31 protein-coding genes are annotated in these 23,186 nt (G+C 72.8%); 19 read left to right on the top strand and 12 right to left on the bottom strand.

Annotated features, from left to right (window positions below; translation table 11 throughout):
• The first annotated feature begins 32 nt into the window (after positions 1–32).
• Genes Q0818_RS00735 through Q0818_RS00760 form a run of 6 tightly spaced genes read left to right on the top strand, consistent with a single transcriptional unit; the run spans position 33 to position 3,193 of the window.
• Positions 33–512, top strand: a complete 480-nt coding sequence (locus tag Q0818_RS00735) for an Asp23/Gls24 family envelope stress response protein (RefSeq protein WP_298870274.1) — start codon at positions 33–35, stop codon at positions 510–512.
• Positions 509–697: a DUF2273 domain-containing protein gene (locus Q0818_RS00740; RefSeq protein WP_076673182.1), complete on the top strand. Its 189-nt coding sequence runs from the start codon at positions 509–511 to the stop codon at positions 695–697. Before Q0818_RS00735 ends, Q0818_RS00740 begins: the two co-directional genes overlap by 4 nt.
• Positions 694–1,086, top strand: coding sequence for a hypothetical protein (locus Q0818_RS00745; protein WP_298870280.1), 393 nt, complete (start codon positions 694–696; stop codon positions 1,084–1,086). The genes Q0818_RS00740 and Q0818_RS00745 overlap by 4 nt, the downstream gene beginning before the upstream one ends.
• Complete coding sequence (locus Q0818_RS00750) at positions 1,086–1,664, top strand: DNA/RNA endonuclease G (protein ID WP_298870282.1); 579 nt, start codon at positions 1,086–1,088, stop codon at positions 1,662–1,664. Before Q0818_RS00745 ends, Q0818_RS00750 begins: the two co-directional genes overlap by 1 nt.
• Positions 1,664–2,251: a hypothetical protein gene (locus Q0818_RS00755; protein WP_298870283.1), complete on the top strand. Its 588-nt coding sequence runs from the start codon at positions 1,664–1,666 to the stop codon at positions 2,249–2,251. The genes Q0818_RS00750 and Q0818_RS00755 overlap by 1 nt, the downstream gene beginning before the upstream one ends.
• An 18-nt stretch (positions 2,252–2,269) precedes the next feature.
• Positions 2,270–3,193, top strand: coding sequence for an Asp23/Gls24 family envelope stress response protein (locus Q0818_RS00760; RefSeq protein ID WP_298870284.1), 924 nt, complete (start codon positions 2,270–2,272; stop codon positions 3,191–3,193).
• Positions 3,194–3,612: 419 nt separating this feature from the next.
• On the opposite strand, the gene Q0818_RS00765 is transcribed toward Q0818_RS00760, so the two are convergent.
• Entirely contained in the window at positions 3,613–4,098 is a 486-nt protein-coding gene (locus Q0818_RS00765; protein ID WP_298870285.1) for a DUF1990 family protein, read from the bottom strand.
• A 125-nt stretch (positions 4,099–4,223) separates the two neighbouring features.
• Between Q0818_RS00765 and glp the strand changes: the two genes are divergently transcribed.
• Genes glp through Q0818_RS00780 form a run of 3 tightly spaced genes read left to right on the top strand, consistent with a single transcriptional unit; the run spans position 4,224 to position 6,657 of the window.
• The gene (gene glp / locus Q0818_RS00770; RefSeq protein ID WP_298870286.1) at positions 4,224–5,411 is read left to right on the top strand and encodes a gephyrin-like molybdotransferase Glp; all 1,188 of its coding nucleotides are present in this window, start codon (positions 4,224–4,226) and stop codon (positions 5,409–5,411) included.
• Positions 5,405–6,235 carry an NTP transferase domain-containing protein gene (locus Q0818_RS00775; protein ID WP_298870288.1) on the top strand — a complete coding sequence of 277 codons (831 nt, stop codon included), beginning with the start codon at positions 5,405–5,407 and terminating at the stop codon, positions 6,233–6,235. Before glp ends, Q0818_RS00775 begins: the two co-directional genes overlap by 7 nt.
• Entirely contained in the window at positions 6,220–6,657 is a 438-nt protein-coding gene (locus tag Q0818_RS00780) for a YkvA family protein (RefSeq protein ID WP_298870289.1), read from the top strand. The genes Q0818_RS00775 and Q0818_RS00780 overlap by 16 nt, the downstream gene beginning before the upstream one ends.
• A gap of 3 nt (positions 6,658–6,660) precedes the next feature.
• On the opposite strand, the gene Q0818_RS00785 is transcribed toward Q0818_RS00780, so the two are convergent.
• From Q0818_RS00785 to Q0818_RS00795, 3 genes are read right to left on the bottom strand one after another with little or no spacing between them, the layout of a single operon-like run.
• On the bottom strand, positions 6,661–7,056 hold the full coding sequence (locus Q0818_RS00785) for a PIN domain-containing protein (protein ID WP_298870291.1): 396 nt from the start codon (positions 7,054–7,056) through the stop codon (positions 6,661–6,663).
• A complete protein-coding gene (locus Q0818_RS00790) occupies positions 7,053–7,298 on the bottom strand; it encodes a type II toxin-antitoxin system Phd/YefM family antitoxin (RefSeq protein WP_298871678.1) in 246 nt (81 codons plus the stop codon). The genes Q0818_RS00785 and Q0818_RS00790 overlap by 4 nt, the downstream gene beginning before the upstream one ends.
• A gap of 39 nt (positions 7,299–7,337) precedes the next feature.
• Positions 7,338–8,513, bottom strand: coding sequence for a citrate synthase (locus Q0818_RS00795; protein WP_298870293.1), 1,176 nt, complete (start codon positions 8,511–8,513; stop codon positions 7,338–7,340).
• A gap of 52 nt (positions 8,514–8,565) precedes the next feature.
• Here Q0818_RS00795 and Q0818_RS00800 point away from each other — a divergent pair, with 52 nt between their 5' ends.
• Both Q0818_RS00800 and Q0818_RS00805 read left to right on the top strand, forming a co-directional pair.
• Positions 8,566–9,651 carry a citrate synthase gene (locus Q0818_RS00800; protein WP_298870295.1) on the top strand — a complete coding sequence of 362 codons (1,086 nt, stop codon included), beginning with the start codon at positions 8,566–8,568 and terminating at the stop codon, positions 9,649–9,651.
• Positions 9,652–10,155: 504 nt separating this feature from the next.
• The gene (locus tag Q0818_RS00805) at positions 10,156–11,355 is read left to right on the top strand and encodes an MFS transporter (protein ID WP_298870297.1); all 1,200 of its coding nucleotides are present in this window, start codon (positions 10,156–10,158) and stop codon (positions 11,353–11,355) included.
• A gap of 413 nt (positions 11,356–11,768) precedes the next feature.
• On the opposite strand, the gene Q0818_RS00810 is transcribed toward Q0818_RS00805, so the two are convergent.
• The gene (locus tag Q0818_RS00810) at positions 11,769–12,656 is read right to left on the bottom strand and encodes an AraC family transcriptional regulator (protein ID WP_298870299.1); all 888 of its coding nucleotides are present in this window, start codon (positions 12,654–12,656) and stop codon (positions 11,769–11,771) included.
• Positions 12,657–12,751: 95 nt separating this feature from the next.
• Here Q0818_RS00810 and Q0818_RS00815 point away from each other — a divergent pair, with 95 nt between their 5' ends.
• Complete coding sequence (locus Q0818_RS00815; protein ID WP_298870301.1) at positions 12,752–13,273, top strand: hypothetical protein; 522 nt, start codon at positions 12,752–12,754, stop codon at positions 13,271–13,273.
• A gap of 4 nt (positions 13,274–13,277) precedes the next feature.
• Here Q0818_RS00815 and Q0818_RS00820 read toward each other — a convergent pair whose 3' ends face one another.
• Positions 13,278–13,643: a hypothetical protein gene (locus Q0818_RS00820; protein WP_298870302.1), complete on the bottom strand. Its 366-nt coding sequence runs from the start codon at positions 13,641–13,643 to the stop codon at positions 13,278–13,280.
• Positions 13,644–13,770: 127 nt separating this feature from the next.
• On the opposite strand from Q0818_RS00820, the gene Q0818_RS00825 reads away from it, so the two are divergent.
• The gene (locus Q0818_RS00825) at positions 13,771–14,523 is read left to right on the top strand and encodes a DUF429 domain-containing protein (protein WP_298870305.1); all 753 of its coding nucleotides are present in this window, start codon (positions 13,771–13,773) and stop codon (positions 14,521–14,523) included.
• A gap of 38 nt (positions 14,524–14,561) precedes the next feature.
• Here the strand turns inward: Q0818_RS00825 and Q0818_RS00830 are convergent, their stop codons facing one another.
• From Q0818_RS00830 to Q0818_RS00840, 3 genes are read right to left on the bottom strand one after another with little or no spacing between them, the layout of a single operon-like run.
• Entirely contained in the window at positions 14,562–14,819 is a 258-nt protein-coding gene (locus Q0818_RS00830; RefSeq protein ID WP_298870307.1) for a hypothetical protein, read from the bottom strand.
• Positions 14,816–15,217 carry an arsenate reductase ArsC gene (locus tag Q0818_RS00835; protein ID WP_298870309.1) on the bottom strand — a complete coding sequence of 134 codons (402 nt, stop codon included), beginning with the start codon at positions 15,215–15,217 and terminating at the stop codon, positions 14,816–14,818. Before Q0818_RS00835 ends, Q0818_RS00830 begins: the two co-directional genes overlap by 4 nt.
• Positions 15,218–15,232: 15 nt before the next feature.
• On the bottom strand, positions 15,233–15,898 hold the full coding sequence (locus Q0818_RS00840) for a helix-turn-helix domain-containing protein (protein ID WP_298870311.1): 666 nt from the start codon (positions 15,896–15,898) through the stop codon (positions 15,233–15,235).
• Positions 15,899–15,947: 49 nt separating this feature from the next.
• On the opposite strand from Q0818_RS00840, the gene Q0818_RS00845 reads away from it, so the two are divergent.
• The 3 genes from Q0818_RS00845 to Q0818_RS00855 are packed head-to-tail and all read left to right on the top strand — an operon-like array spanning position 15,948 to position 18,460.
• A complete protein-coding gene (locus tag Q0818_RS00845) occupies positions 15,948–16,667 on the top strand; it encodes an aquaporin (protein WP_298870313.1) in 720 nt (239 codons plus the stop codon).
• A gap of 15 nt (positions 16,668–16,682) precedes the next feature.
• Positions 16,683–18,068: an FAD-dependent oxidoreductase gene (locus Q0818_RS00850; protein WP_298870315.1), complete on the top strand. Its 1,386-nt coding sequence runs from the start codon at positions 16,683–16,685 to the stop codon at positions 18,066–18,068.
• Positions 18,065–18,460, top strand: coding sequence for a low molecular weight phosphatase family protein (locus Q0818_RS00855; RefSeq protein ID WP_298870317.1), 396 nt, complete (start codon positions 18,065–18,067; stop codon positions 18,458–18,460). The genes Q0818_RS00850 and Q0818_RS00855 overlap by 4 nt, the downstream gene beginning before the upstream one ends.
• Here the strand turns inward: Q0818_RS00855 and Q0818_RS00860 are convergent.
• Genes Q0818_RS00860 through Q0818_RS00870 form a run of 3 tightly spaced genes read right to left on the bottom strand, consistent with a single transcriptional unit; the run spans position 18,457 to position 20,520 of the window.
• Positions 18,457–18,732 (bottom strand): hypothetical protein, encoded by a 276-nt coding sequence (locus Q0818_RS00860; RefSeq protein WP_298870319.1) that lies wholly within the window; start codon positions 18,730–18,732, stop codon positions 18,457–18,459. The genes Q0818_RS00855 and Q0818_RS00860 overlap by 4 nt on opposite strands.
• Entirely contained in the window at positions 18,729–19,241 is a 513-nt protein-coding gene (locus Q0818_RS00865) for a GNAT family N-acetyltransferase (protein WP_298870320.1), read from the bottom strand. The genes Q0818_RS00860 and Q0818_RS00865 overlap by 4 nt, the downstream gene beginning before the upstream one ends.
• 1 nt (position 19,242) lies before the next feature.
• Entirely contained in the window at positions 19,243–20,520 is a 1,278-nt protein-coding gene (locus tag Q0818_RS00870) for an NAD(P)-binding domain-containing protein (RefSeq protein WP_298870321.1), read from the bottom strand.
• A gap of 84 nt (positions 20,521–20,604) precedes the next feature.
• On the opposite strand from Q0818_RS00870, the gene Q0818_RS00875 reads away from it, so the two are divergent.
• The 3 genes from Q0818_RS00875 (at position 20,605) to Q0818_RS00885 (ending at position 23,171) form a co-directional block, all read left to right on the top strand.
• Positions 20,605–20,949 carry a metalloregulator ArsR/SmtB family transcription factor gene (locus Q0818_RS00875; RefSeq protein ID WP_298870323.1) on the top strand — a complete coding sequence of 115 codons (345 nt, stop codon included), beginning with the start codon at positions 20,605–20,607 and terminating at the stop codon, positions 20,947–20,949.
• Positions 20,950–21,201: 252 nt separating this feature from the next.
• Positions 21,202–22,866 (top strand): FAD-dependent oxidoreductase, encoded by a 1,665-nt coding sequence (locus Q0818_RS00880; protein ID WP_298870325.1) that lies wholly within the window; start codon positions 21,202–21,204, stop codon positions 22,864–22,866.
• Positions 22,863–23,171 (top strand): metal-sensitive transcriptional regulator, encoded by a 309-nt coding sequence (locus tag Q0818_RS00885; RefSeq protein WP_298870326.1) that lies wholly within the window; start codon positions 22,863–22,865, stop codon positions 23,169–23,171. Before Q0818_RS00880 ends, Q0818_RS00885 begins: the two co-directional genes overlap by 4 nt.
• The last annotated feature ends 15 nt before the right edge of the window (positions 23,172–23,186 follow it).

Consider the following 23,186-nt stretch of genomic DNA (forward strand, 5'->3'; position numbering starts at 1 on the left):
AACATCGGGTCACGACATCGAAAGGCACGGACATGGCTGAGAACGCCCCCACCACCCCCGCTGCGCAGAACGTCCCCCAGACGGCGTCGCGCGTGAACCGTCCCCTCGCCGCACGTGGTCAGGAGACCCACACCGAGGGCAAGACCACGATCGCCGAGGGCGTCGTCGCGAAGGTCGCCGGTATCGCGGCCCGTGAGGTCAACGGCGTGTACGCGCTCGGTGGCGGCGGAGCCCGCGCCCTCGGCGCCATCCGCGACGCCATCAACGCGACCGACCTGACGCAGGGCGTCAAGGTCGAGGTCGGCGAGACCCAGGCCGCCGCCGACGTCACGATCGTCGTCGAGTACGGCGCCCCGATCCAGGAGGTCGCCGACCAGGTCCGCGGCCGCGTGGCCGGTGCGATCAGCCGTCTCGTCGGTCTCGAGGTCGTCGAGGTCAACGTCGATGTGAACGACGTCCACATCCCGGGCGACGACAACAACGACGCCGAGTCCGAGAAGCGCGTCCAGTGAGCGCCACGACGAAGGGCGCTCTCGCCGGTCTCGTGCTGGCCCTCAGCGCCCTGATCTTCGGCTTCTGGGGATTCATCCTCGTCGCCCTCTTCATGGCGATCGGTGTGGTCGTCGCCCGTATCACCGCGGGTGAGATCGACTTCCGCAACGTCGTCAACGCCTTCAAGGGTCGGAGCACATCGTGACCACCGTCACCGCTTCCCCCGGGGTCGGCAGCCGCAGCGCGGTTGCCGGCCCCGGCCTCCCGGCCGGCCGGGTGAACATCGCCGACCGCGTGCTGCAGAAGACGGCCGAGCGGGCCGCCGCCGACATCATCGGGGTGGATGCCAAGGGCGTCCACGTCGAGATCGTCTCGGCCCGCGACACCGCCGCCGTGCGCGTGACGTCGCCGTTCCCGGTGCCGCGCCTCGACGACACCGCGGCCGTGCAGGCCGCCACCCCCGTGCTCGAAGCGGCCGCCGCCGCCCAGAGCGAACTGCGCACGCGCCTGTCGCGGCTGTTCGGCCGCGAGATCTCGCGCGTCGACCTGACCATCTCGGGCGCCACCGCCCCCCAGCGAAAGCGAGTGCTGTGATGACTGACGCCGTGCTCCGCACCGTCGTGCGTCGCGAGACGCACTCCCCGCGCACCGTGGCCATGCTCGTCGTGGTCGTGCTGCTGCTGCTCGTCCTGGCGTACGCCGCGGTCGAGATCATCCTCGCCCTCACCGGCGCCCAGCCGCTGCTGGTCTCGCCCGGCGAGGCGCTCAACGCCGTCGTCGCGGCCCCCACCGCTCTCATGCCGGTCGCGTTCATCGTCGGCGGCGTCGTGCTCGCGATCCTCGGACTCATCGTCCTCGTGATCGCGCTGAAGCCCGGGCGCCTGTCGCGCCACGAGATGGAGTGGGGCCAGCGTGCCGTCGTCGTCGACAACGGCGTCGTGGCATCCGCCCTCGCTCAGCACCTGAGCAACGAGTCCGGCATCGCCCGTGACGACATCGTCGTGGGCGTCGCCCACCGCTCCGTCGACGTGACGGTGCGGCCCCCGGTCGGCATCCCGGTCGACGAGGCGCAGCTGCGTCGCATCGTCGATGACGAGGTCGCCGCCTACAAGCTCACCCCCGCCGTGCGCACCCACCTGCGCGTCGAGCGTCCCGACACCAAGGAGTCCTGATGAACGCCACGCGTCGCGGTCTGAACCGCTTCATCCTGTTCCTGGTCGCCCTCGTGCTGCTGGGCCTGGGCGCTCTCGCGCTCGCCGTCGGGCTGCTGCCCGGTGGCACCGACACCTGGACCTCCGTCATGGGCGGGTTCCAGGGCTGGCTCGAGTCGCTCGGCCGTGAGTCGGCGGGCTGGGGCGCCGTCGCCGCCTTCGTGGTGCTGGCGATCATCCTCATCGTCATCGCGTCGGCCGCCGTGCGCGGACGCCGTCAGGCGCCGCTGCAGTCCACGGGCAGCGCGAGCGACGCCGGTCGCATCACCGTCACCGACGGGTTCGCCTCGGAGGCGCTGAAGCACGCCCTCGCCGAGCGCGACGAGATCCTCTCCTCGCGCATCACGGCCGGCGAGATCAAGAACGAGTCGGTGCTCCACGTCGCGGTGACCCCGCGGCAGAACACCTCGCCGCGCCAGGTGGCCGAGCACGTCGACACGCTCGTGACCAACCTCGCCGCCCTGACGGGCCAGAACCTGCGCGCCTACATCTCCATCCACTCGGGCCTGCGCGCGAAGCTCGCACGCGACAACACCCGCGTGCACTGACCCCCACGAGGAGCCGTCATGACCACCATCGATGCCACCATCGACCCGCCCGACCTGGATGCCGCGGCGAGCCTCGCCGCCACCGCGGCCGGTTCGGTCCCGGGCGTCCACGCCCTGGGCAGCCTGCTGGGCCGCGCGTCGGACGCCGTCCGTGAGCGCGTGGGCCTCGCCAGCACCGCCCCCGGCGTCAAGATCGACACCGACCGCGCCGACTCGGTCACGGCCACGATCTCGCTGGTCGTCGACTATCCGCACAAGCTGCACGAGGTGTCGGATGCCGTGCGCACCGCCGTCCGCACGGCCCTCGAGCCCCTCGGGCGGGGACGAATCGACGTCGACGTGGTCGTGACCGGTGTCTTCGGCCCCTTCGACCGCGACATCGTCGAGGAGGCGGAAGAGAAGGCGGATGCCGCCGAGGATCGTGCGCGCGAGATCGCCGGTGACGTCAAGGAGAAGGCGGATGCCGCCGGAGACCGCGCTCGCGAGATCGCCGGAGACGTCAAGGAGCGGACGGATGCCGCGTCGGCGGCCGTGCGCGAGAGGACGGCCGACGCTGCCGCCGTCGTGCGCGAGAAGGCCGACGACGCCGCGAAGGCCCTCGGCGACGCGAAGGACGCCGCCTCCGACCTCGCCGCCGGAGCGGCCGCCGCGGCCGGCGAGTTCGCTCGTCAGAACGCCGAGGCCACGCGCCGCGAGCAGGCGGAGGCCGACACCGAGCACGCAGCGCGCGAGCTCGAGCCGACCGACGAGGGCTCGGCCCTCGACACCCCCGCGCCGACGGCGGATGACGACCGCGGCGATGTGCGAGACGTCGTCGCCGAGGCGCTCGAGGATGCAGCGGTCGACATCGCGATCGCGGCCGACGAGGTGCGCGCCGATGACGAGACGCCGGCCACCGACAGCGTGCAGTCGGTCGTGGAGGACGAGCGACCGCAGAACTGATGGTTCGAAGACAGGGCCCCGCTTCGGCGGGGCCCTGCGCTGTCTCACCCCGCGCGCACAACTCCTGAAATCAGGGCGGGGCCGCTTCCGCAGCCCCGGATCGACGCGGCCCGCCCGGCTTCGCCGGTCGATTTCTCCGGAGTTGTGCACGACGGAGCGGACACCGCGCCGCGGCGCGCGACAGCCTGCGGCGCCCCGCGGCGCGCGCACAACTCCTGCGAAACCGAGCGGGGCCGGTTCCGCGGCCCCGGAATGACGCGGAAGGCCGGACCTTCGCGATCGGTTCTTCCGGAGTTGTGCGAACGGCGGAGCCGACACCGCGCCGGGGACGAGCGATCGGTGTGATCGCGCGGTGATCTGGGCGCGTGCTCCCCCGGATCGTGGCACTTCGGCCGGGCACCCCGGCGCCCCGGGCGGCGTCAGAGCGCGCGGAGGTACCGCCGCGTCATCCACGCCTGCACGCGGCGCCCGAGTGGAGCGCCGACACGCGTGAACCACCGGCCGGGGCGGGAGAACGCGGCGATGTCGAACGCGACCTCGCCCGACGGCTCCAAGGTGAGCGTGAACCTCTCCTCGCCGCGCTCGGGATGCCCGGGCAGCGTGCCGTAGGCGAATCCCGCCACGGTCTCGGTGCGTTCGGCCCACACCACCAGACACGGGATGCGGAAGCTCAGGATGCCGACCCCCAGCCGCATCGTCACGCGGGTACCCTCGCGCATCGGCGTCTCGCTCAGCTCGACGCGCGCTCCCGCGCGGCGCTGCGCGTCGCCCGCGAGCAGCGCATCGGCGGCGCGCTCGAAGACCTCCCGGCCGCGACCGATCACCCGGCGGGCGCGCACGTGGTGGTAGCCCGCGGGCATCTCGCCGGCGGTCGCGCCGACCTCGGCGTAGGTCAGGGCATCCATGCGGACACGGTAGCCAACGTGCGGTGCCGTGACGCACGGCTTGCGCCGCGGCGCCACGCCCGTCCGAGCCGGTGCCGCCGCGCCTACGCTGAGCACATGCCCCTGTCCCGTCCCCGGTTCCTCGCGTGATCGACGTCAGCGAGCACCTCGCGGCGATCCTCGAGGCGGTACGGCCCCTCGTCCCCGAATCGCGCGATGTCGCCTCCGCGCGCGGCCGGGTGCTCCGGCATCCGGTCTCGGCCGCCGTGGACGTGCCGGGCTTCGACTCCTCCGCGATGGACGGCTTCGCCGTGCGCGACCTCGACGCGCCGGCCACCCTGCGCGTGGTCGCCGACCTCCCCGCCGGCACCGACCTCGACCCGCCGATGGATGCCGGTGACGCCGTCCGCATCATGACCGGGGCGCCCGTACCCACCGACGCCACCGCCGTCGTCCCCTTCGAGGAGACCGCGCGGGGGCTGGCCGGGGGCCTCGAGCCCGTCGAGGTCGTCGTCTCCCCGCGGGCGCCGGGGGCGCACATCCGCCGCCGCGGCTCGGACGTGCAGCAGGGGGATCTCGTCGTTGAGGCCGGCGTGCGCCTGACCGCCGCCCGGATCGGTGCCATCGCGGCATCCGGAGTCGGCACCGTCGAGGTGTCGCGCGCCGCCCGGGTCGCCGTGGTGTCGACCGGGTCCGAGCTCGTCGCGCCGGGCGCGGAGCTGCGTCGTGGCCGGATCCCCGAGTCGAACAGCGTGCTGCTCGCCGGTCTCGCCGAGGAGGCCGGGGCCGACGTCGTGCTGCGCACGAGCGTCGACGACGAGGGCGACGGTCCGCGCCGTGCGATCGCGGCCGCGGAGGCAGCGGGGGCCGACGTCGTCGTCTTCTCCGGGGGCGTGAGCGCCGGGGCGTACGAGGTGGTGAAGAACACGCTCGGCGACCTCATGCGCTTCGACCGCGTGCGCATGCAGCCCGGAAAACCTCAGGGCTTCGGGCGCACCCCCGCCGGCACCCTGCTGTTCGGGCTCCCGGGCAATCCCGTGAGCGCCGCGGTGTCGTTCGAGCTGTTCGTGCGTCCGGCACTGCGCGCGCTGGAGGGCGACGTCGAGCTCGGGCGCGCGCAGGTGCGGGTGGCGCTCGCCGGGGGGTGGCGGGCGCGACCGGGCAGAACGCAGTACGTGCCGGTGTCGCTCGACCGCTCCGATCCGCAACGCTGGCGGGCGACCCCGACGCCGCGCGGCACGCGGGGCCTCGGTCAGGCCGAGGGACTGGCCGTGATCCCCTCGCGCGACGACGACCTCGACCCCGATGCCCTCGTGACGGTCGCCCTGTGGTAAGCGTCGACGCGATCCTGCTCGCCGGCGGTCGCGGGTCGCGGGTGGGCGGCGCCGCGAAGCCGCTGTTCGAGGTCGGGGGATCGACGCTGCTCGCCGCGGCGATCGACGCCGTGCGGGCCGGCGGGACGGGACGCGTCGTCGTGGTCGCACCGATGCTCGACGCCGCGCTCGACGTCGATTGGGTACGCGAGGATCCGCCCTTCGGCGGCCCGGTCGCCGCCGTCGTCGCTGCGCTGCCGGCGGTGGATGCCGACGAGGTCTACGTCATCGCCTGCGACCTCGCCGCACCGGCCGCGGCCGTCCGACGGCTCACCGCGCCCATCCCGCCCGGGGCCGACGGGGTGTGTCTCGACGACGGCCGACGCCAGTGGCTCATCGGCCGGTACCGCACCGCGGCGCTGCGGGCAGCGGCATCCGGTCTCCCCGCGGCGGGCCGCGACGCGTCGATGCGGGCGCTGCTCGGCGGCCTGTCCATCGCCGCGATCGCGGCCCCCGCGACGGAGACGCGCGACATCGACACGTGGGACGATCTCCGGAGAGCCCGAGGAGGAGCCATGACCGAGAACCGCACCCTGCCCCCCGAGGCGCTGAACGAGTGGAGCGCCGCGCTCGCCGAGCGCTTCGGCCTCGACGACGGCGACATCCCCATCTCGCTCATCCTCGACCTCGCCCGCGACGTCGCCAACGGCGTCGCGCGCCCCGCGGCTCCCCTCAGCGCCTTCGTGGCGGGCCTCGTCGCGGGTCGGGCGGGAGGGTCCGCCGCCGACACCGAGGCCGCCGTCGCGGCCGTCGTCGAGATGGCGCGCGAGTGGAAGAACCGCTGAGCCCGATTCCGGAAGGGCTCGTAGTCGTGCTCGGCGTCGTCGCCGGGCTCGTCATCCTGTGGCTCGCGCTCGTGGTGGTGCTGTGGGTGCAGCAGAAGCGGTCGGGTGAGGCGGTCGACTGGCGCGCCGTGATGCGCCTGGCGCCCGACGTGGTGCGGCTGATCCGCCGACTGGCGGCCGACCGCACGGTGTCGCGAGCCACCCGGTGGTGGCTGGGCGGGCTGCTGGTCTACCTGCTGCTGCCGATCGACCTCATCCCCGATTTCCTGCCGGTCATCGGCTACGCCGACGACGCGATCGTGGTCGTCATCGCCCTGCGCTTCGCGATCCGTCACGCGGGGATGCCGGCGATCGAGCGCCACTGGCCCGGCACACCCGAGGGGCTGCGGAGCGTGCTGGCGCTGGTCGGCGCCGCGCGGTGAGGGTCAGGCCGTCTCGAGAACGTTGATCGCGAACTCCGGCGCGATCGCGGCGAGGCGCGCGTCGTTCGTCCACAGGCGCGTGCATCCCGCGTGCTGCGCGATGGCGAGATGAAGGGCGTCCGATGTTCCCAGGCCCGGGTGCTTCGCCCGGAGGCGCGCTGCGCTCAGATACGCGTCGGGCCCTGCCGACAGCATCTCGAACCGGTCGAAGACGCTCCACATGCGCAGCTGCGGCTCGGCGTGCCCGTCGCGCATCGGTCCGACCATCGACTCGAGCATGACGAGCGGACTCGCGGCCAGAGGAGAGTCCGCTCCGATGAGTGCGTGACGAGCCCGGTCGCCAAGGTCGTCGCCGCGCTCGACCGCGTAGATCACCACGCAGCTGTCGACATAGATCACGCTCCGGCGCACCGGTTCTCGGCGACGATCTTCTCGATCTCGTCGATGGGGCGCGTCAGCTCGGGTGTCAACGGGTTCTCCCGCAGCCACGTCGCGAAGGGGTTTCGAGGCTGTTCCGGCACGGCGAACGGCACGATCCGCGCGACCGGCACCCCCCGTCTAGCAACGGTGACCTCGGCGCCCGATTCGACGTCGGCGATCAGCCGCGACAGGTTGTTGCGCGCCTCCACGACGTTGTACATCACGGCGGCACCCTAGCCACCTACCTGGCTAGATCGACCTCATCGCCCCACGTATTCACCCCGCGGGCGCAGCCGCATGGCGGGCTCGGCATACTCCGCGGCAATGTGCGCGATCCACCCCGCCAGCCGGCCGATGACGAAGATCGTGCTGGCGGCGTCCTCGGGCAGGCGTGCCCCGGATGCCAGCGCGGCCAGCGCCAGATCCACGTTGGGCCGCAGCCGCGCCCGCGCGCCGACGACCTCCAAGAGCCGGTGCACGGCATCCATCGTCCCCGCCCCGTCGGGAAGCGCCGCGATGAACGGGAACAGGGCGTCGGCGCGGTCGTCGACGCCGCGATAGAGCGGATGGCCGAAGCCCGGGATGCCGTTGCCGTCCTGCAGCGCTTCGGCCAGGGCCCGTTCGGGGTCGAGGCCTCGTCGCACGCGCGTGAGAAGGCGCGCGGTGCGGGTGGCCGCCGAGATGTGCAGGGGGGAGTCGGCGGCGCCGAGCGCGGCGCTGACGGCGGCGTATCCGTCGGCGCGCGCCGAGGCGGCGACGCGCGCGGCGAAGGTCGACACGGCGAGGTCGTGATCGATGAGCAGCACCAGAGCCGCGTTGACGGCGGGACCGACGGATGCCGGGGCGTTCCACGCGCGCGTCAGCGACAGCGCGATGTCGGGGTCGGGGTCTCCGCCGAGGGCCACCGGGAGTCCGGTCAGCAGCGTCCATCCGATGCGGTGCAGCGTGGCCGGTGATGCGTCGTGCCGCAGGGGATCGTCGGCGGCGAAGCCGGTGAGGGCGGCGCGGAGGCGGTCCATGGCCCCGGCGTGCGGAGGCAGCGCCGCCACCATCTCCCGGGCGCTCCCGATGGCGGGGTCGGGGGCGTCGACGCGCTCCGCGTCCCAGAGCCACGCGACGATCTCGGCGAACGGACGCTCGACGAGGTCGCGGGCACGGCGCCCCCGGTAGAGCAGCTCGTCGTCCTCGATGTCGGCGATGTCGGTGTGCACGACCCCCAACGGCATCCCGGTGGTGGGGTGGGTCGGTGCCTGCGCGGCCGCGCGTCGCCTCCCGGTCGCGAAGGCCTCGACCTCGAGGGCGTCGAAGGTCGAGCCGCGCGCGTCGCGCTCGCGGCCGAGCAGCCCGCGGGAGACGTAGGCGTAGACCGTCTCGGGCTTCACGCCGAGTCGGGCGGCGGCCTGCGCGGCGGTGAGGCGGGGGAGGGGCGCTGTCATCTTGATCCGATCAACGTTGACGCTTTCGACGTCATGTTCGCACACTGAGCGCATGAGCGACCTGATCGATGTGCCCCGCGGACTCAACGGCGTCGTGGCGGCCGAAACCGCCATCAGCGACGTCGACGGCGACGCCGGTTTCTACCACTACCGCGGCCACTCCGCGGTCGACCTCGCGCGCACGCGCCGCTTCGAAGACGTCTGGCACCTCCTCGTCGTCGGCGCCCTGCCCGACGACCCGGGCGCCTTCGCCGAGCGGATCGCCGCCGCGCAGTCCGATGACCGGCTGGCGCCCCTTCTCTCCGCCGTGCGCGCGCAGAGCGACCAGCCGCTCGCGGTGCTGCGCGCGGTGTGGACGCTCGCGGCATCCCTCCGTCGCTCCCGAGCGCTGTACGACCTCGACGAGGCCGGGAGGCTCGACGAGGCGATCGCTTTCGCCGCGATGGCACCGCTCGCCCTCGCACCGTCAGCGGAACGGATGCCGGCGGGCCGCGGCGTCGTGTCCGACTACCTCGAGCGGGTCACGGGGGCCACCCCCCACGAGGCGCACGTCCGCGCTTTGTCGGCCTACCTCGTCGCGGCGATGGACCACGGCTTCAACGCCTCGACGTTCACGGCCCGGGTCATCGCCTCGACCGGCGCCGACATGGCATCCTGCCTCACCGGCGCGCTCGGCGCGCTCTCGGGACCGCTGCACGGGGGAGCCCCGGCGCGGGCCCTCGACAGCCTCGACGCCGCCGGCGACGATCCCGCCGCGTGGATCGCGGGCGAGCTCTCCGCCGGGCGACGCCTCATGGGCTTCGGGCACGCGGTGTACCGCACGGCCGATCCGCGGTCGGAGCTGCTGCGCGAAGTCGCGCGGGGCCTCGGCGGCGACCGGGTGGTGCAGGCGCTGGCGTTCCAGGCGGAGGCGGAGCGGCAGCTCGCCGTCCGGCATCCGGAGCGCCCCCTCCGGGCCAACGTCGAGTTCTACGCCGCGGTCGTGATGGAGCAGTGCGGCATCCCGCGCGAGATGTTCACCCCGACCTTCGCTCTGGCCCGCACGATCGGCTGGACGGCGCACGTGCTCGAACAGGCGCGGGACCCGAAGATCATCCGACCCGCGGCGCGGTACGTGGGGCCGGGATCGATCCGCTGACGCGGGGCCGCCGGGCCCGCGGCGCGGCCGTGCGGCGGGCGGCGGGCTCGAGCGGTCGTGTGGCGGGCGGGGTCCTCGCCGGGGCCTTGCGGCGGGCGGTGGCCCCGACACGGTCGTGTCCCGTCGTGCGGAGTCGACCGGCGACGCGCCGAGCGCCGCCGCCGCGCGGCGGCGTGTCGGATCGCGACTCCGCACGACGGTACGGCCCCTCGACGCCCGGCCCGCCTCCGCACGGCGGCACGGTCCCGCGGCGCGGCGCGGCGCGGCGCGACGCTCGACTCCGCACGACGGTACGGCCCCTCGACGCCCGGCCCGCCTCCGCACGGCGGCACGGTCCCTCGGCGCCCGGCCCGCCTCCGCACGGCGGCACGGTCCCTCGGCGCCCGGCCCGCCTCCGCACGGCGGCACGGCCCCTCGGCGCCCGGCCCGCCTCCGCGGACGATCGGTCGGATGCCGCGGACGAACGGCCCGGCGCGAACCGCGGTCGCCCGCGAGCATCGGAGGATGACCACCACCGCTCCCGTTCCCACGCCCGTCGTCGGGCCGTCCACGATGCGCTACGGCGGCCTCGTCGTCGTCATGCTGCTGAGCTTCCTGCTCGTCACCGCGGAGTTCCTCCCCAACGGCGTCCTCACCGAGATGGCCGCCTCACTGGGCGTCACGGCGGGGCAGGCCGGTCAGACGGTCACCGTCACCGCGCTCGCGGGGCTCTTCTTCGCACCGACCGTGGGGCTGCTGCTCCCGCGTCTCGACCGCCGCACGCTGCTGATCGGAGCGGCCGCGTCGGCCACCGTCTCGAGCCTCGTCGTGGCCATCGCGCCGAGCCTGCCGGCGATCCTCGTCGCGCGCTTCCTGCTCGGAGCCGCGATCAGTGCGTTCTGGTCCATGTCGATCACGGTCGCCGCCCGCCTGTCGAGCCCCGACCGCATCGGTCGCGCGATGATGTTCGGCTCGGCCGGACTCTCGCTGGCCACGGTCGCGGGCGTGCCGATCGGGGTGGCACTGAGCGAGGCGCTCGACTGGCGCCTGGCCTTCCTGCTCATCGCCGTCGCGACCGCGGCCGTGGGTATCGGCGTGCGCGTGGCGCTGCCCCCGGTGCCGCCGGCCGCGGCGTCGAGCCTCGGCATCCTGTTCGACACCCTCCGGCGGCCCGGCAACACCGGAGGCATGGTGGGGCACGTGCTCGTCGTGCTGGGGCACTTCGTCGCGTACACCTACGTGCGCCTGTCGCTCGAGCGCATCCCCGACGTCGGCGCGGGCACGATCGTGCTGCTGCTCGCGTTGTTCGGGGTGGGAGGATTCGGGGGCAACATCCTCGTCGGCCTCGTCGTCGACCGCGCCTTCGCCCGTCTCTCCGTCGTCGGACCGCTCGCCATCGCCCTCGCGATCGCTGCGGTCATGCTGCTGCCCGGGTCGCTCGTGGTCGTCGCGATCGCCGTCTCGGTGTGGGGCTTCTTCTTCTCGTCGTGGCTGATCATCGTCAACACGTGGGTCGGACACCGCATGCCCGACCGCCTCGAGGCCGGGGGCAGCCTCGTCGTCACGGGGTTCCAGCTCGCGATCACCATCGCGGCGGGTGTGGGCGGCATCCTCGTCGACGCCACCAGCGTGCAGACGGTGGATGCCATCGGCATCGCGCTCCTCGTCATCGGCGCCGTGCTTTTCGGCGTCTCGCTGCGCGAGCGGCGGTCCGTCCGGGGCTGAGCCGCGGGCGGGGTGGGGTTTGGGGCGCGTTTCTTCGTTCGGGGCGGCAGTTTCGCGCCCCAAACGCCGGAATGCGCCCCAAACCCGGCCGGGGCTTGCGGGATCGCACGGATCCCGCCAGGGACGCGGGATCGCGTCCCGGACCCCGCCGGGTCCGCAAAACGCGCCTCGAACCGGCCCGGGGTCGCGGCCGCGTGGGGGCCGCCGGGAGGGCCGCAGCGACGTCCTGGGTTTGGGGCGCGTTCCTTCGTTCGGGGCGGCAGTTTCGCGCCCCAAACGCCGGAATGCGCCCCGAACCCGGCCGGGGCTTGCGGGATCGCGCCCCGGACCCCGCCGGGTCCGCGGAATGCGCCCCAAACCCGGCCGGGGCTTGCGGGATCACGTCCCGGACCCCGCCGCTCGTCCCGCGCGGGTCAGACCGCGAGCTCGCGCCGACCCGCCCGCCACGCCGAGGGGGCGACACCGACGTGACGCCGGAACGCGCGCCGGAAGCCCTCGTCGGAGGCGTAGCCCAGTGCGCGAGAGGTCTCGGAGACGCCGGTCCCGGCATCCAGCAGCTCTTTCGCCCGGCGCATGCGCACCTCGGTCACATACGACGCGGGCGAGGTGCCGAAGACCTGTCGGAACCGCGCCGCGAACACCGATCGCGACATCGCGCCCAGGGCTGCGAGGTGATCGATGGTCCACTCGCGGCCGGGGTCGTCGATGACCGCCGAGACCACCCGAGCGAGGAACGGGTCGTCGGTGCGGGGCGGCCAGGTCTGCTCGTGCGCGGTCGCCGCCCACGCGCGCAGGGCCGAGAGCAGCACCGTCGTGACCATGAGCTTGCAGATCGTGGTGTCGCCGCCCCGCGGACCCATCGCTCCGGGAGTCGGGATGCCGAGATGCGCGGCCAGGCCCGCGGCGGCGGGCTCGGCGCGCGCGAATTCGCTCACGAACACGACGGGCGGCAGCGCCCGGGTGTCGCTCGTGGGGGTCAGAGTGAGGGGCACCACGGTGACCTCGGCTCCGGACTGCGACGTCAGGGTGAGGGCGTGGCATCCGAGCGCGACGACGGCGTCGCCGGCGAGGAGCGTGCGGTCTCCCTCGATGGCCGCCGCTGAGCCGGAGGGGGCGTCGACCGCACAGACCGACCGCTGCGAGGCGCGGCCCGTGAGCTCGCCGGCGCGCAAGTAGACCAGCGCGGCGTCGCCGCGGGCCAGGGTGAAACGTTCTCCGGCGTCGAGGCGTTGCCGCCGGGCGTGACCGGGCGACACGTCGATGCGCGAGAAGGCGCGTTCGAGGGCGTGCGACGGCGTCATGTCACGGTCGAACCCCGAGCCCGGTTCGGCTATTCCACGGCGACGCGCGCCTCACCCGACTGGCACCCCGAAGCCACCTGTCCGAGGATGGACGCATGCGATCCCCCCGCCCGCTGCTCCTCGCCACGCTCCTCGGCGCCGGTCTCGTGCTGTCCGCCTGCACCGGTCCGACGGCATCCGAGACCGGTCCCGTCGACGCCGCTTCGGCGGCCCCCGCTTCGCCGACCGCGGTCCCCACTCCCACCGCCACCGCCTCGGCATCCCCCGAACCCGGCCCCGTCGAACGGTTCGAGTCGTGGTGGACGGCGGTGCGCGCCGCCGACACGGTGGCCGCCTGCGGCGCCCTCACCGAGCCCCTGCAGCAGCGCATGATCCAGGAGTACAACGACACCATCGGTGCCGGGATCACCGACTGCGCCACGCTCATCGCGCAGACCTCGGCGCTGTATGCCGCGACCGGAATGTCTGCCGACGTCGATGTGCAGGTCGTCTCCGAGACGGCGTCGGACGCGGTGCTCGACGTCACCTACGCCGGTGGCGATTGCGGCACGGTCCACCTCGACCGCTCGAGCGGGTCGTGGATGCTGACCGAGCTCAGCATGGAGTGCGCCGGCTGACGCCTCAGTTGAGCAGTTCGCTGAAGAAGCCGATCGAGATCGAGAGCAGACCCGCCGCGACCCCGGCGATGAAGCCCGCGGCGGCGAGCTCGCGCGCCATGCGCGCATTCAGGCTCAGGATGCCGCAGACGAACGACACCGCGGCGAGCACCCACATGCCGATCTGGATCCACGGCATCTCGTCGACCTTCGAGATGGTCTGCACCGTCGCGATGAACAGGTACCAGGCGATGACGATCGCACCGGTGACGATCGCGATGATCGACACGGCCCGCAGGTCGCCCTTCGGGGTGGGCGGCGGGGCGGGTTCGTCGCGCGGCGGGACGTCGGTCGCCGGTTCGAGCGAATCGGGGAGATCCTCGTCTGCCATGCGTCGATCCTCCCAGGTCGAGGGGTGAATCGGGGATGCCTTGTCGCGCCGTCGTTCTCATGCGACGCGCTCGCTCACGCGGGTCGCGCCGTACTCCCGCCGCGCGAGGCGGCTTAGGCTCGAGGCGATGAGAACCGTCGGGATCGACCTCGCCGCGGGAGCGCCCGGCACCGCCCTCGCCGAGCTGGAGTGGGCCGACGGCCGCGCGGTGCTCACACTGCTCGAGATCGGCATCCAGGATGCCGACATCGTGGCATCCGTCGCCTCCGGTGACGCGTGGCTCGGGGTGGACTGCCCGCTCGGCTGGCCCGACGCGTTCGTCGACTTCGTGCGTGCCCACCACGGAGCCGTGGAGCCCGCGCTGGGGCCCGTCGAGGGTCACGCCGACTGGCGTCGCCCGCTCGTCTACCGCCGCACCGACCACGTCGTGCGCGAGCGCATCGGGCGCTGGCCGCTGAGCGTGTCGACCGATCGGCTCGGCGTCACGGCCCTCCGCGGGGCGGGGCTGCTCCGCCGCCTCGCCGCCGTGGGCTTCCCCGTCGATCGCGCGGCCGAGGGACGCCTGTTCGAGGTGTACCCCGGCGGGTCGCTGCGGCTGTGGGGCTTCGACACGACGGGGTATCGGGTGGATGCCGCCCGCCGCGCCGTCCTGCTCGAGACCCTGACCGCGCGAGCGCCGTGGCTCGACGTGGGACCCTTCGCCCCCCTCGCGGTCGCGAAAGCGGACGCTTTCGATGCCGTCATCGCGGCGTTGGCGACGCGCGCCGGGGCACTCGGGCTGTTCGAGGCGCCGGCCCACGAAGCCCTCGACGTCGCGCGGCGGGAGGGGTGGGTCGTGTTGCCGGACGGTCCCCTGGAGGGGCTGATCGCCGGCGCGTGAGCGCGCGTCGCGGGCGTCTCAGGCGAGCATCTGAAGCTTCACGTGCGCCCCCGTCGGGCGCGCGCGGCGAACGCGTCCACGGCATCCAGGATCTCGGATGCCTGCCAGATGCGGTTGCGGCTTCCGCCGCCGACCTGGGTCAGCACTCCTGCTGCGGCGAGCTTGGTGATCGCCGTGCCCGCGGCGACCGTGCTGATGACGAGGGTGGAAGCGACCGACGCCGCAAAGGATAGGACCGTAGCCTTTGCTTGGGGCTCTCCAATCCCGCCCTTCCGGCCGATCGGAGAACCCGTCACGCGGCGGACAAGCTCGCAATCAGCCCCTCGACGCGACCCTTGATCTCGTCGCGGATGCGCCGCACGGCGTCGAGGTCTTGACCTGCGGGGTCGTCGAGCTCCCAGTCCTCGTAGCGCTTGCCCGGGAAGATGGGGCACGCGTCGCCGCAGCCCATCGTGATGACCACGTCGGACGTCTTCACGGCGTCGACCGTGAGTACCTTCGGCTGGTTCGCCGAGATGTCGATGCCCTCTTCCGCCATCGCGTCGATCGCGGTGGGGTTGATGGCGTCTTTGGGCGCGGATCCGGCGGAGAGCACGTCGATACGGTCGCCGGCGAGCTGCTGCAGGTAGCCGGCGGCCATCTGCGAGCGTCCGGCGTTGTGGACGCAGACGAAAAGGACGGTGGGTCGGGTCATGGTGCGCTCCGGTGGTCAGGCGGCGAGGTGGGGGAGGAGCCCGTCGATACGGCGGGCGAGATGTCGATAGGTCTCTTCGAAGGCGTCCGCGGTGTTCGAGGGAACCGGGTCGGGCACCGACCAATGGAGGTCAGTTTTCTCGAGGGCCTCGTGGGCGTTGTCGCACACACTGATCAGCAGGTCGTCGTCGTGGCGGATATCGGCGAGCAGCTTGGGTGCGGCGTCATGCAGGTCGAGGTCGTGCCGCGCGGCGACCGCGATGGCCCCCGGCGCGACGGCGGGCGACGGGGTGGTTCCGGCTGAGGCGGCGGGGACATCGCTGCGGGTGCGCCACAGGTGCTCGGCGAGCTGAGAGCGGGCGGAGTTCGCGGTGCACACGAACACCACTCGCGGTGCCGTGAAGATCGTGCTGCCGGAGATCGGACCGGTGGCGTCCGGCGACAGCGAGACGTAGGTGCGGCGGCGATCACCCTCCGAGCGCGAGCGGACGACGATGCCCGCTCGCTCGAGCACCTTGAGGTGATGGGACAACAGGTTCGAGGCGATATTGATGCGCGCGAGCATCTCGAGGGGGGAGAGGTCGCCCGTCTCGAGCAGGTCGACGATCTGCAGTCGCGCGGGGTCGGCGAGGGCGGCGTGCCGTGCGGCGCGCCTCTCGAGGTCTGTTTGCTCACCGTTCATTGTCTCAATATTGATTGATGTAGTGTGGCGCCGTCAAGGTAGGAGAGACATGAATTCACAGACGATCGCCCCCGTCTTCGCCGAAGCGGTGGGCACCGCAGCGCTGGTCTGCGTCGTGGTGGGCTCGGGGATCGCCGCGTCATCCCTGACGGATGACGCGGGTCTTCAGCTCCTGGCCAACAGCATCGCGACGGCCATGGGCCTGTTCGTGCTCATCTCCGTCCTCGGTCCCGTCTCGGGTGCTCACCTCAACCCGGCCGTCACGGTGGTCGATCTGTTCCGCCCGGGAAGCGCCCTCTCAGGCCGCGTGGGCCGCGCCGCGCTCTACGTGACCGCACAGCTGGTCGGGGCGATCGGCGGAAGTGTTCTGGCGAACGCCATGTTCGATGTTCCCCAGGCGCTGTCCACCACCGACCGCGGCGGGCTCGGGGTGCTCCTCGGAGAAGTGGTGGCGACGGCCGGGTTGATCGTCGTCATCCTGCTCGCCGCACGCCACGGCGCGGGACGCGCGGTCGCCCTGTGGGTCGCGGCCTACATCGGCAGCGCCTACTGGTTCACCAGCTCCACCTCCTTCGCGAACCCGGCCGTCACCGTCGGGCGGATCTTCACCGACACGTTCGCCGGCATCGCCCCCGCCTCCGCCGCCCCCTTCGTGCTGGCGCAACTGCTCGGCGCCGCCGTGGGCGTGGCGGTGGCCTCCCTGCTCCTGGCGTGGCCCCCGCGCGTGCCACGCGACGCCGTCGCCGCTCCCGTCGTCTCATCCCTCTGACCCGAAGGACCCCTCATGCACATCGTCGCCATCGGCGGGAGTGACGCCGGCATCTCGGCCGCGCTCCGCGCTCGCGAGCTCGACCCGTCCGTCGACGTCACCGTCGTGGTCGCCGACGCCTACCCGAACTACTCCATCTGCGGCATCCCCTACTTCTTCTCCGGAGAGGTGACGCCCTGGCAGTCGCTCGCGCATCGCACCGCAGCCGACCTCGAAGCGACCGGCATGCACCTCCGGCTCGACACCCTCGCCACCGACATCGACGTCGAGGGTCACCGCCTTCACCTGCGGGGGGCGGACGGTGTGCAGAGCCACCTCGACTACGACGCCCTCGTCGTGGGGACCGGCGCTCTCCCGTCGCACGCGGGGATCGAGGGGCTCGGCGCCCTGGGGCCCGCGGACGGTGTGCACGTCATCCACTCCATGGGCGACACCTTCGCCCTCGACCACGACCTGAACGCGCGCAGCCCCCGCAGCGCCATCATCATCGGCGCGGGCTACGTCGGGCTCGAGATGGCGGAAGCCTTCATCGCGCGGGGAATGCAGGTCACCCAGCTGCAGCGCGGACCCGAGGTGCTCTCGACGCTGGATGCCGAGCTGGGCGCGCTGGTGCGCGACGAGCTCATCGCGCACGGCGTCACCGTGCGCACCTCGACCGTCGTTCGGGGCATCGAGAAATCGGGGACGGAACTCACCGTCCACGCCCTCACCGACGGCGAGGAGCGCGCGTATACGGCCGATCTCGTCCTGGCCGTCGTCGGTGTCCGCCCGAACACCGAGCTGTTGAGACGAGCCGGGGCATCGCTCGGGGCGGGCTCGGCGGTCGCCGTCGATGCGTCGATGCGCACGGGGTTGCCCGACGTCTTCGCCGCCGGCGACGGCGTCATCACCCACCACCGTTTGCTCGGCGAGACCTACCTCCCCCTCGGCACCACCGCCCACAAGCAGGGCCGCGTCGCCGGAGAGAACGCGCTCGGCGGCACCGCCCGCTTCGCCGGTTCGGTCGGCACGCAGGTGGTGAAGGTGTTCGATCTCGTCGCCTCGCGCACCGGGCTCCGTCATCACGAGGCCGCTGCCGCCGGCTACTCCCCGCTCACCACGCAGAGCGTCGCCGACGACCACAAGCGCTACTACCCGGGCGCGCAGCCGATCTCCCTCCGCATCACCGGCGACGAGAACACCGGACTGCTCCTCGGCGCGCAGCTGGTCGGGCGCCTGGGCACCGAGACCGCGAAACGCGTGGACACGTATGCCACCGCGTTGTTCGCCGGCCTGAGCGTCGAGCAGGTCAGCGATCTCGACCTCTCCTACACCCCGCCCCTCGGATCCCCGTGGGACGCCGTCCAGATCGCGACCCAGGCCTGGTCGCGTCAGCAGCATTCCTCTGGAGGACACGCATGACCGCCCCCACCGTCCTGTTCATCTGCACGCACAACGCCGGACGCTCGCAGCTCGGCGCGCACCTCATGGACCACGTCGCACAGGGGAGGGTGCGCGTCCTCAGCGGCGGTGTCGCCCCGGCCGACCGGATCAATCCCGCCATCGCCACCACCCTCTCGGAGCTCGGGATCGACACGACCGACGCCACACCCCGGGCCGTGACGGCCGACGACCTCGCCACTGCCGACGTGGTGGTGACGATGAAGCCCAACCTCGACCTTCCCGGTCCGGTTCGCGGGGAGCACGTGCAGTGGAGCTTCCCCGACCCCGCCGAATGGGATGCCGACGGCGCCCGTGGAATGCGCGACGCGGTCAAGAGCGCGGTGGAAGATCTCGAGCGGCGTCTGCGCTAGACGGCCCGCGCGCATCGCAGCGCGATCTCGCCGTCGCCCGTGAGGTGGTATTCCGCCCCCTTGCGGGCGACCCAGCCGAGGTTCGTCAGGCGCCACAGCGTCTCATCCCGCATCCTCGGCAACCGCTCGCGGTGTCCGGCGCCGAGGTCGGGACGTCGACGCTCCCATTCGCGAAGGATCCCTTCGCGGGTGAGTGGGCCCATGGCGGACAGGATCTGCAGGACCAGGGCTCGCACGGCGGTGAGGTGTCGCGCGACGTCGATCTCGCTCATCCGCGCCCGTTCATCGCGCTGCGCCGCTCGATCAGCACGGTGTCCCGCCACTGCCCGGCCCACGGACCCACGAGGGAGCGTGCGATCCGCTCGCGTCGGCCCACCTCGCGGAAGCCGAGGCCCTCGTGCAGGCGGAGGGATGCCGTGTTCTCGGGGAACACGCTGGACTGGATCGTCCAGACCCCGTTCATCTCGGCCGAGGCGATGAACGCCCGCACGAGAGCGACACCGATGCCCCGTCCCTGTGCGCGAGCGGCGACGTACACGGAATGCTCGACGACACCGCGGTACGCGGCGCGGGCCGATACCGGCGACGCCGCCACCCACCCGACGACCGCGTGCGCGTCATCGACGGCGACCAGTCGACCGAACCGGGCCTTGGCCTGATCGAACGCGTCCCAGGTCGGCGTCTCGGTCTCGAAGGTGGCGTTGCCGCCCTCGATGCCCTCGCGGTAGATGTCCTCCACCGCGGCCCAGTCCGCTCGTTCGAGCGCGCGCACGAGCGTCATGTCAGCAGCACCCACCGGCATCCGTCGAGCACACGCCCGTGGCCGGCAGCGTCAGCTCGACGCGAGAAGCCGAGGCCATGTCGCCCGCGAGCCACGCCACGATCGAACGCACCTGCTCGTACCCGGTGGCCAGCAGGAACGTGGGCGCGCGGCCGTACGACTTCATCCCGACGAGGAAGAAGCCGTGCTCGGGGTGCGTCAGCTCCCGGAATCCGTGCGGCTCGACGGTGCCGCACGAGTGCACGTTCGGGTCGATGAGCGGAGCGAGCAGGCGCGGCGCCTCGACGACGGCATCCAGGTCGGTGCGGATCTCGCGCAGCGGGGCGAGGTCGGGCCGGAATCCGGTCGCGTTGACCACGACGTCGGCGGTCACCTCGGCGAGTTCGCCGCGTCGTGTTCCGGAGAGGTGGATGCCATCCGGTCGGGCCTCGACACGGCCGATCTCGAAGGAGTCGATCTTGTCGACGGCGCCGGCCTCGACGTACCGGTCCACGCGCGCGCCGAGCTGCGCGCGACCGACGAGCTCGTCGTCGGCCGACGACGACACGCGCACGGCGCCGGCGTTGCGGATGAGCCACGTGATGCGCGTGCCGGGGGCGTCGCGCTGTAGGCGGACGAGCGAGATGAGGGTGTTCGCGGCGGAGTGCCCGGCGCCGACGACGATCGTGTGCCGGCCCGCGAAGCGTTCGCGCTCGCGGCCGAGCACGTCGGGCAGGGCGTGCGAGATCCGCGCGTCGTCGATGGTGGGCAGGCCCGTCGACAGCAGCGAGTTGGGCGAGTCGTACGTTCCCGAGGCGTCGAGCACGGCCCGGGCGAGAAGCTCTCCCTTCGGGGTGCGCACGAGGAACGGGGTGTTCTCGCGGTCGGCGGAGCGCGTGCGATCCATCCCCTCGCGCGCGACTCCGGTCACCCGCGCGCCGTAGCGGATGTGCTCCGCGATGGCGGGCAGCTCCGCGAGCGGGCGCAGGTAGTCGTCGACGAGCTCCCGGCCCGTCGGTGCACGACCCTCGGCCGGCATGGTCCAGCCGGTGGTCTCGAGCAGGCGGCGGGCGACGGGGTCGACGACCTCGCGCCAAGCCGAGAACAGGCGGGTGTGGCCCCACTGCTGCACGGCGGCCGCGGGAGTGGATGCCGCCTCTACGACGACGAAGTCGATTCCTCGGTCGGCGAGGTGCGCGGCGGCGGCGAGGCCCACGGGCCCCGCGCCGATGACGACCACGGGAAGGGCCGCGACGCGGTCCGTCGTGCGGGGCCGCGGGGTGAGGGTGAGCGTCGACATGGGACTCCTCGTGCATCGATGACTGTCGATGCCCCATCGTGCCCGCATCCATCGATGGATGTCAATATCGACTACTATCGATGTATGACCACGCTGCCGCTCCTGCCGTCCGCTGCCTGCTGCGTGTCCAGCGGGGGCGCCCCGATGTCGGTCGCCGACGCCGAAGGGCTCGCCGGGCGGCTGAAGGCCCTCGGTGACCCGACGCGGCTGCGCCTGCTGTCGATCGTCGCGAGCGCCGACGCGCAGGAGGCCTGCGTGTGCGACCTCACCGAGCCGGTCGGGCTGTCGCAGCCCACGGTGTCGCACCACCTCAAGGTGCTGACCGAGGCGGGGTTCCTCACGCGCTCGAAGCGCGGAACCTGGGCGTACTACCGGCTCGTGCCCGGTGCTCTGGATGCCGTGGCCGGGGCGCTGCGCATCGACGCCTGAGTCGACTCAGCGCCCGAACAGCCGGGAGAAGAACCCGCCGCCCTCGGCGGCGGCCTGCTTCTCGTGCCCCTCGCAGCGGTCGCGCCGGGGAACGCCGGCCATCACCTGATCGACGTGCTGACCGCACCCGGCCCACGTCGCTTTCCCACACGTCTTGCACGTCACCTGTCGGCACATCTTCGGCATCCTTCCGTTCTCGGCCGCGGTCGCGACCGGCCTCGACTATACCCCCGGGGGTATAAGGTGGAGGACATGAAGACGGTCATCATCGGCGGGGTCGCGGCGGGAATGAGTGCGGCGACGAGGTTGCGGCGACTCGACGAGACCCGCGAGATCACGGTCTACGAGCGCGGCGCGTACGTGTCGTTCGCGAACTGCGGACTGCCGTACCACGTGGGCGGGGTGATCGCGGAGCGCTCGTCGCTCCTTCTGCAGACGCCGGAATCGCTCGCATCCCGCTTCGCCCTCGACGTGCGCGTGCGGCACGAGGTGGTCGCCATCGACACGGCCACCCGAACGGTGACCGTGCGCGATATCGATGCGGCCACCGAGAGCGTCGAGACGTACGACGACCTCGTGATCGCCACGGGGGCCGCGGCTGCTCCGGGGCCGTCCGCGGGGGCCGTTCCCACGCACACGCTGCGCAGTGTCGACGACGTCGACCGCGTGCTCGAGGTGCTCGCCGACGCCGGTCCGCAACCGAGCGTCGTTGTGGCGGGAGCCGGCTTCATCGGGCTCGAGGCGGTCGAGAACCTCGTCGCGCGCGGCGCGCGAGTGACCCTGGTGACGCGCGGTCGGCAGGTGCTGTCGCCCCTGGATGCCGAGATGGCCGCGCCGCTGCTGGCCCTCCTCCGTGAGCACGGCGTCGACGTACGGCTCGGCTCGACCATCGTCGGTGCGGAGCCGGGGCGCGTCCTCCTGGATGACGGCGGGACCGTCGAGGCGGTGCTCGTCGTCGAGGCGAGCGGAGTGCGCCCCGATCGCGGTCTCGCCGAGGCCGCCGGTCTCGAGGTCGGTCCGACCGGCGGGATCGCCGTCGACGCACGGCAACGGACTTCCGCCCCGCACGTCTGGGCCGTGGGCGACGGCGTCGAGAAGCGCGACCACGTCGACGGCGAGCCTGCGCTGGTGACCATGGCGGGCCTGGCCAACCGCCACGGCCGCGCGGTGGCCGACGACATCGCGGGCCTCGAGCCGGCCCCGGCGCGTCCCGCGCTCGGCACCGCCGTGCTGGGGCTGTTCGGCGCGACCGTCGCCTTCGTCGGGTGGAGCGAACGCCGACTCGTCGCCGATGGGCGGGCGCACCGCGTCATCCACACGCACCCGGCCTCGCACGCGACCTACTACCCGGGGGCGCAGGCGATGGCGATGAAGCTGCTCGTCGATCCCGCGTCCGACCTCATCCTCGGGGCGCAGATCGTCGGTGGCGACGGCGTCGACAAGCGCATCGACGTGATCGCCGTGGCCATGGCGGCGGGGCTCACGGCATCCGCTCTCTCGCAGCTCGAACTCGCCTACGCTCCGCAGTACGGCTCGGCGAAGGACCCCGTCAACATGATCGGGTACGTCGCGCAGAACCTCGCCGAGGGGACGACGGATGCCGTGCAGTGGCACGAGCTTCCGGCGGCGCTCGACGCCGGGGCCGCCCTCGTCGACGTGCGCACGCCCGCGGAGTTCGCCGCGGGGGCCATCCCGGGGGCGGTCAACCTGCCGCTCGACGAACTCCGCGAACGGCATGGCGAGATCGCCGACGGCCCGGTGATCGTGCACTGTCAGGTCGGGCAGCGCGGACACACGGCCGCGCGGCTGCTCACGCAGCTCGGGTACGACGTGCGTAATCTCGACGGCGGATACCGCACCTGGCTCGCCGGCCGCGAGGCGATGTCCTCGACCCTTGCTGAAGGAGAACACGCATGAGTGACCGCAGCCTCCACGATCCCCAGGCCGTCAAGAAGGTCGCCAACCGCCTGCGCCGCGCACAGGGGCAGCTCGCCGCCGTGATCGCGGCGGTCGAGGGCGGCGGCGACTGCCGCGAGGTCGTCACCCAGCTCGCCGCGGTGAGCAGCGCGATCGACCGCGCGGGTTTCGCGATCATCTCCACGGCGATGAAGCAGTGCATCACAGACACGGATGCCGATGATGCCGACGCCGCGGGCGACGCCGACGCCCCCGGCCGGCTCACGGTCGAGGAGCTCGAGAAGCTCTTCCTCACGCTCGCCTGAGCGGGCCCCGCCCCC

It is taken from the genome of uncultured Microbacterium sp., assembly GCF_947489255.1.
GTDB lineage: Bacteria > Actinomycetota > Actinomycetes > Actinomycetales > Microbacteriaceae > Microbacterium > Microbacterium phycohabitans.

Excerpts from the sequence above, each read along its gene's own strand:
- Q0818_RS00735 (WP_298870274.1), top strand. The coding sequence starts at position 33 with ATGGCTGAGAACGCCCCCACCACCCCCGCTGCGCAGAACGTCCCCCAG.
- Q0818_RS00750 (WP_298870282.1), top strand. The coding sequence starts at position 1,086 with ATGACTGACGCCGTGCTCCGCACCGTCGTGCGTCGCGAGACGCACTCC.
- Q0818_RS00755 (WP_298870283.1), top strand. The coding sequence starts at position 1,664 with ATGAACGCCACGCGTCGCGGTCTGAACCGCTTCATCCTGTTCCTGGTC.
- Q0818_RS00760 (WP_298870284.1), top strand. The coding sequence starts at position 2,270 with ATGACCACCATCGATGCCACCATCGACCCGCCCGACCTGGATGCCGCG.
- Q0818_RS00765 (WP_298870285.1), bottom strand. The coding sequence starts at position 4,098 with ATGGATGCCCTGACCTACGCCGAGGTCGGCGCGACCGCCGGCGAGATG.
- Q0818_RS00790 (WP_298871678.1), bottom strand. The coding sequence starts at position 7,298 with ATGTACAACGTCGTGGAGGCGCGCAACAACCTGTCGCGGCTGATCGCC.
- Q0818_RS00795 (WP_298870293.1), bottom strand. The coding sequence starts at position 8,513 with ATGACAGCGCCCCTCCCCCGCCTCACCGCCGCGCAGGCCGCCGCCCGA.
- Q0818_RS00800 (WP_298870295.1), top strand. The coding sequence starts at position 8,566 with ATGAGCGACCTGATCGATGTGCCCCGCGGACTCAACGGCGTCGTGGCG.
- Q0818_RS00805 (WP_298870297.1), top strand. The coding sequence starts at position 10,156 with ATGACCACCACCGCTCCCGTTCCCACGCCCGTCGTCGGGCCGTCCACG.
- Q0818_RS00810 (WP_298870299.1), bottom strand. The coding sequence starts at position 12,656 with ATGACGCCGTCGCACGCCCTCGAACGCGCCTTCTCGCGCATCGACGTG.
- Q0818_RS00815 (WP_298870301.1), top strand. The coding sequence starts at position 12,752 with ATGCGATCCCCCCGCCCGCTGCTCCTCGCCACGCTCCTCGGCGCCGGT.
- Q0818_RS00820 (WP_298870302.1), bottom strand. The coding sequence starts at position 13,643 with ATGGCAGACGAGGATCTCCCCGATTCGCTCGAACCGGCGACCGACGTC.
- Q0818_RS00825 (WP_298870305.1), top strand. The coding sequence starts at position 13,771 with ATGAGAACCGTCGGGATCGACCTCGCCGCGGGAGCGCCCGGCACCGCC.
- Q0818_RS00835 (WP_298870309.1), bottom strand. The coding sequence starts at position 15,217 with ATGACCCGACCCACCGTCCTTTTCGTCTGCGTCCACAACGCCGGACGC.
- Q0818_RS00840 (WP_298870311.1), bottom strand. The coding sequence starts at position 15,898 with ATGAACGGTGAGCAAACAGACCTCGAGAGGCGCGCCGCACGGCACGCC.
- Q0818_RS00845 (WP_298870313.1), top strand. The coding sequence starts at position 15,948 with ATGAATTCACAGACGATCGCCCCCGTCTTCGCCGAAGCGGTGGGCACC.
- Q0818_RS00850 (WP_298870315.1), top strand. The coding sequence starts at position 16,683 with ATGCACATCGTCGCCATCGGCGGGAGTGACGCCGGCATCTCGGCCGCG.
- Q0818_RS00855 (WP_298870317.1), top strand. The coding sequence starts at position 18,065 with ATGACCGCCCCCACCGTCCTGTTCATCTGCACGCACAACGCCGGACGC.
- Q0818_RS00860 (WP_298870319.1), bottom strand. The coding sequence starts at position 18,732 with ATGAGCGAGATCGACGTCGCGCGACACCTCACCGCCGTGCGAGCCCTG.
- Q0818_RS00865 (WP_298870320.1), bottom strand. The coding sequence starts at position 19,241 with ATGACGCTCGTGCGCGCGCTCGAACGAGCGGACTGGGCCGCGGTGGAG.
- Q0818_RS00870 (WP_298870321.1), bottom strand. The coding sequence starts at position 20,520 with ATGTCGACGCTCACCCTCACCCCGCGGCCCCGCACGACGGACCGCGTC.
- Q0818_RS00875 (WP_298870323.1), top strand. The coding sequence starts at position 20,605 with ATGACCACGCTGCCGCTCCTGCCGTCCGCTGCCTGCTGCGTGTCCAGC.
- Q0818_RS00880 (WP_298870325.1), top strand. The coding sequence starts at position 21,202 with ATGAAGACGGTCATCATCGGCGGGGTCGCGGCGGGAATGAGTGCGGCG.
- Q0818_RS00885 (WP_298870326.1), top strand. The coding sequence starts at position 22,863 with ATGAGTGACCGCAGCCTCCACGATCCCCAGGCCGTCAAGAAGGTCGCC.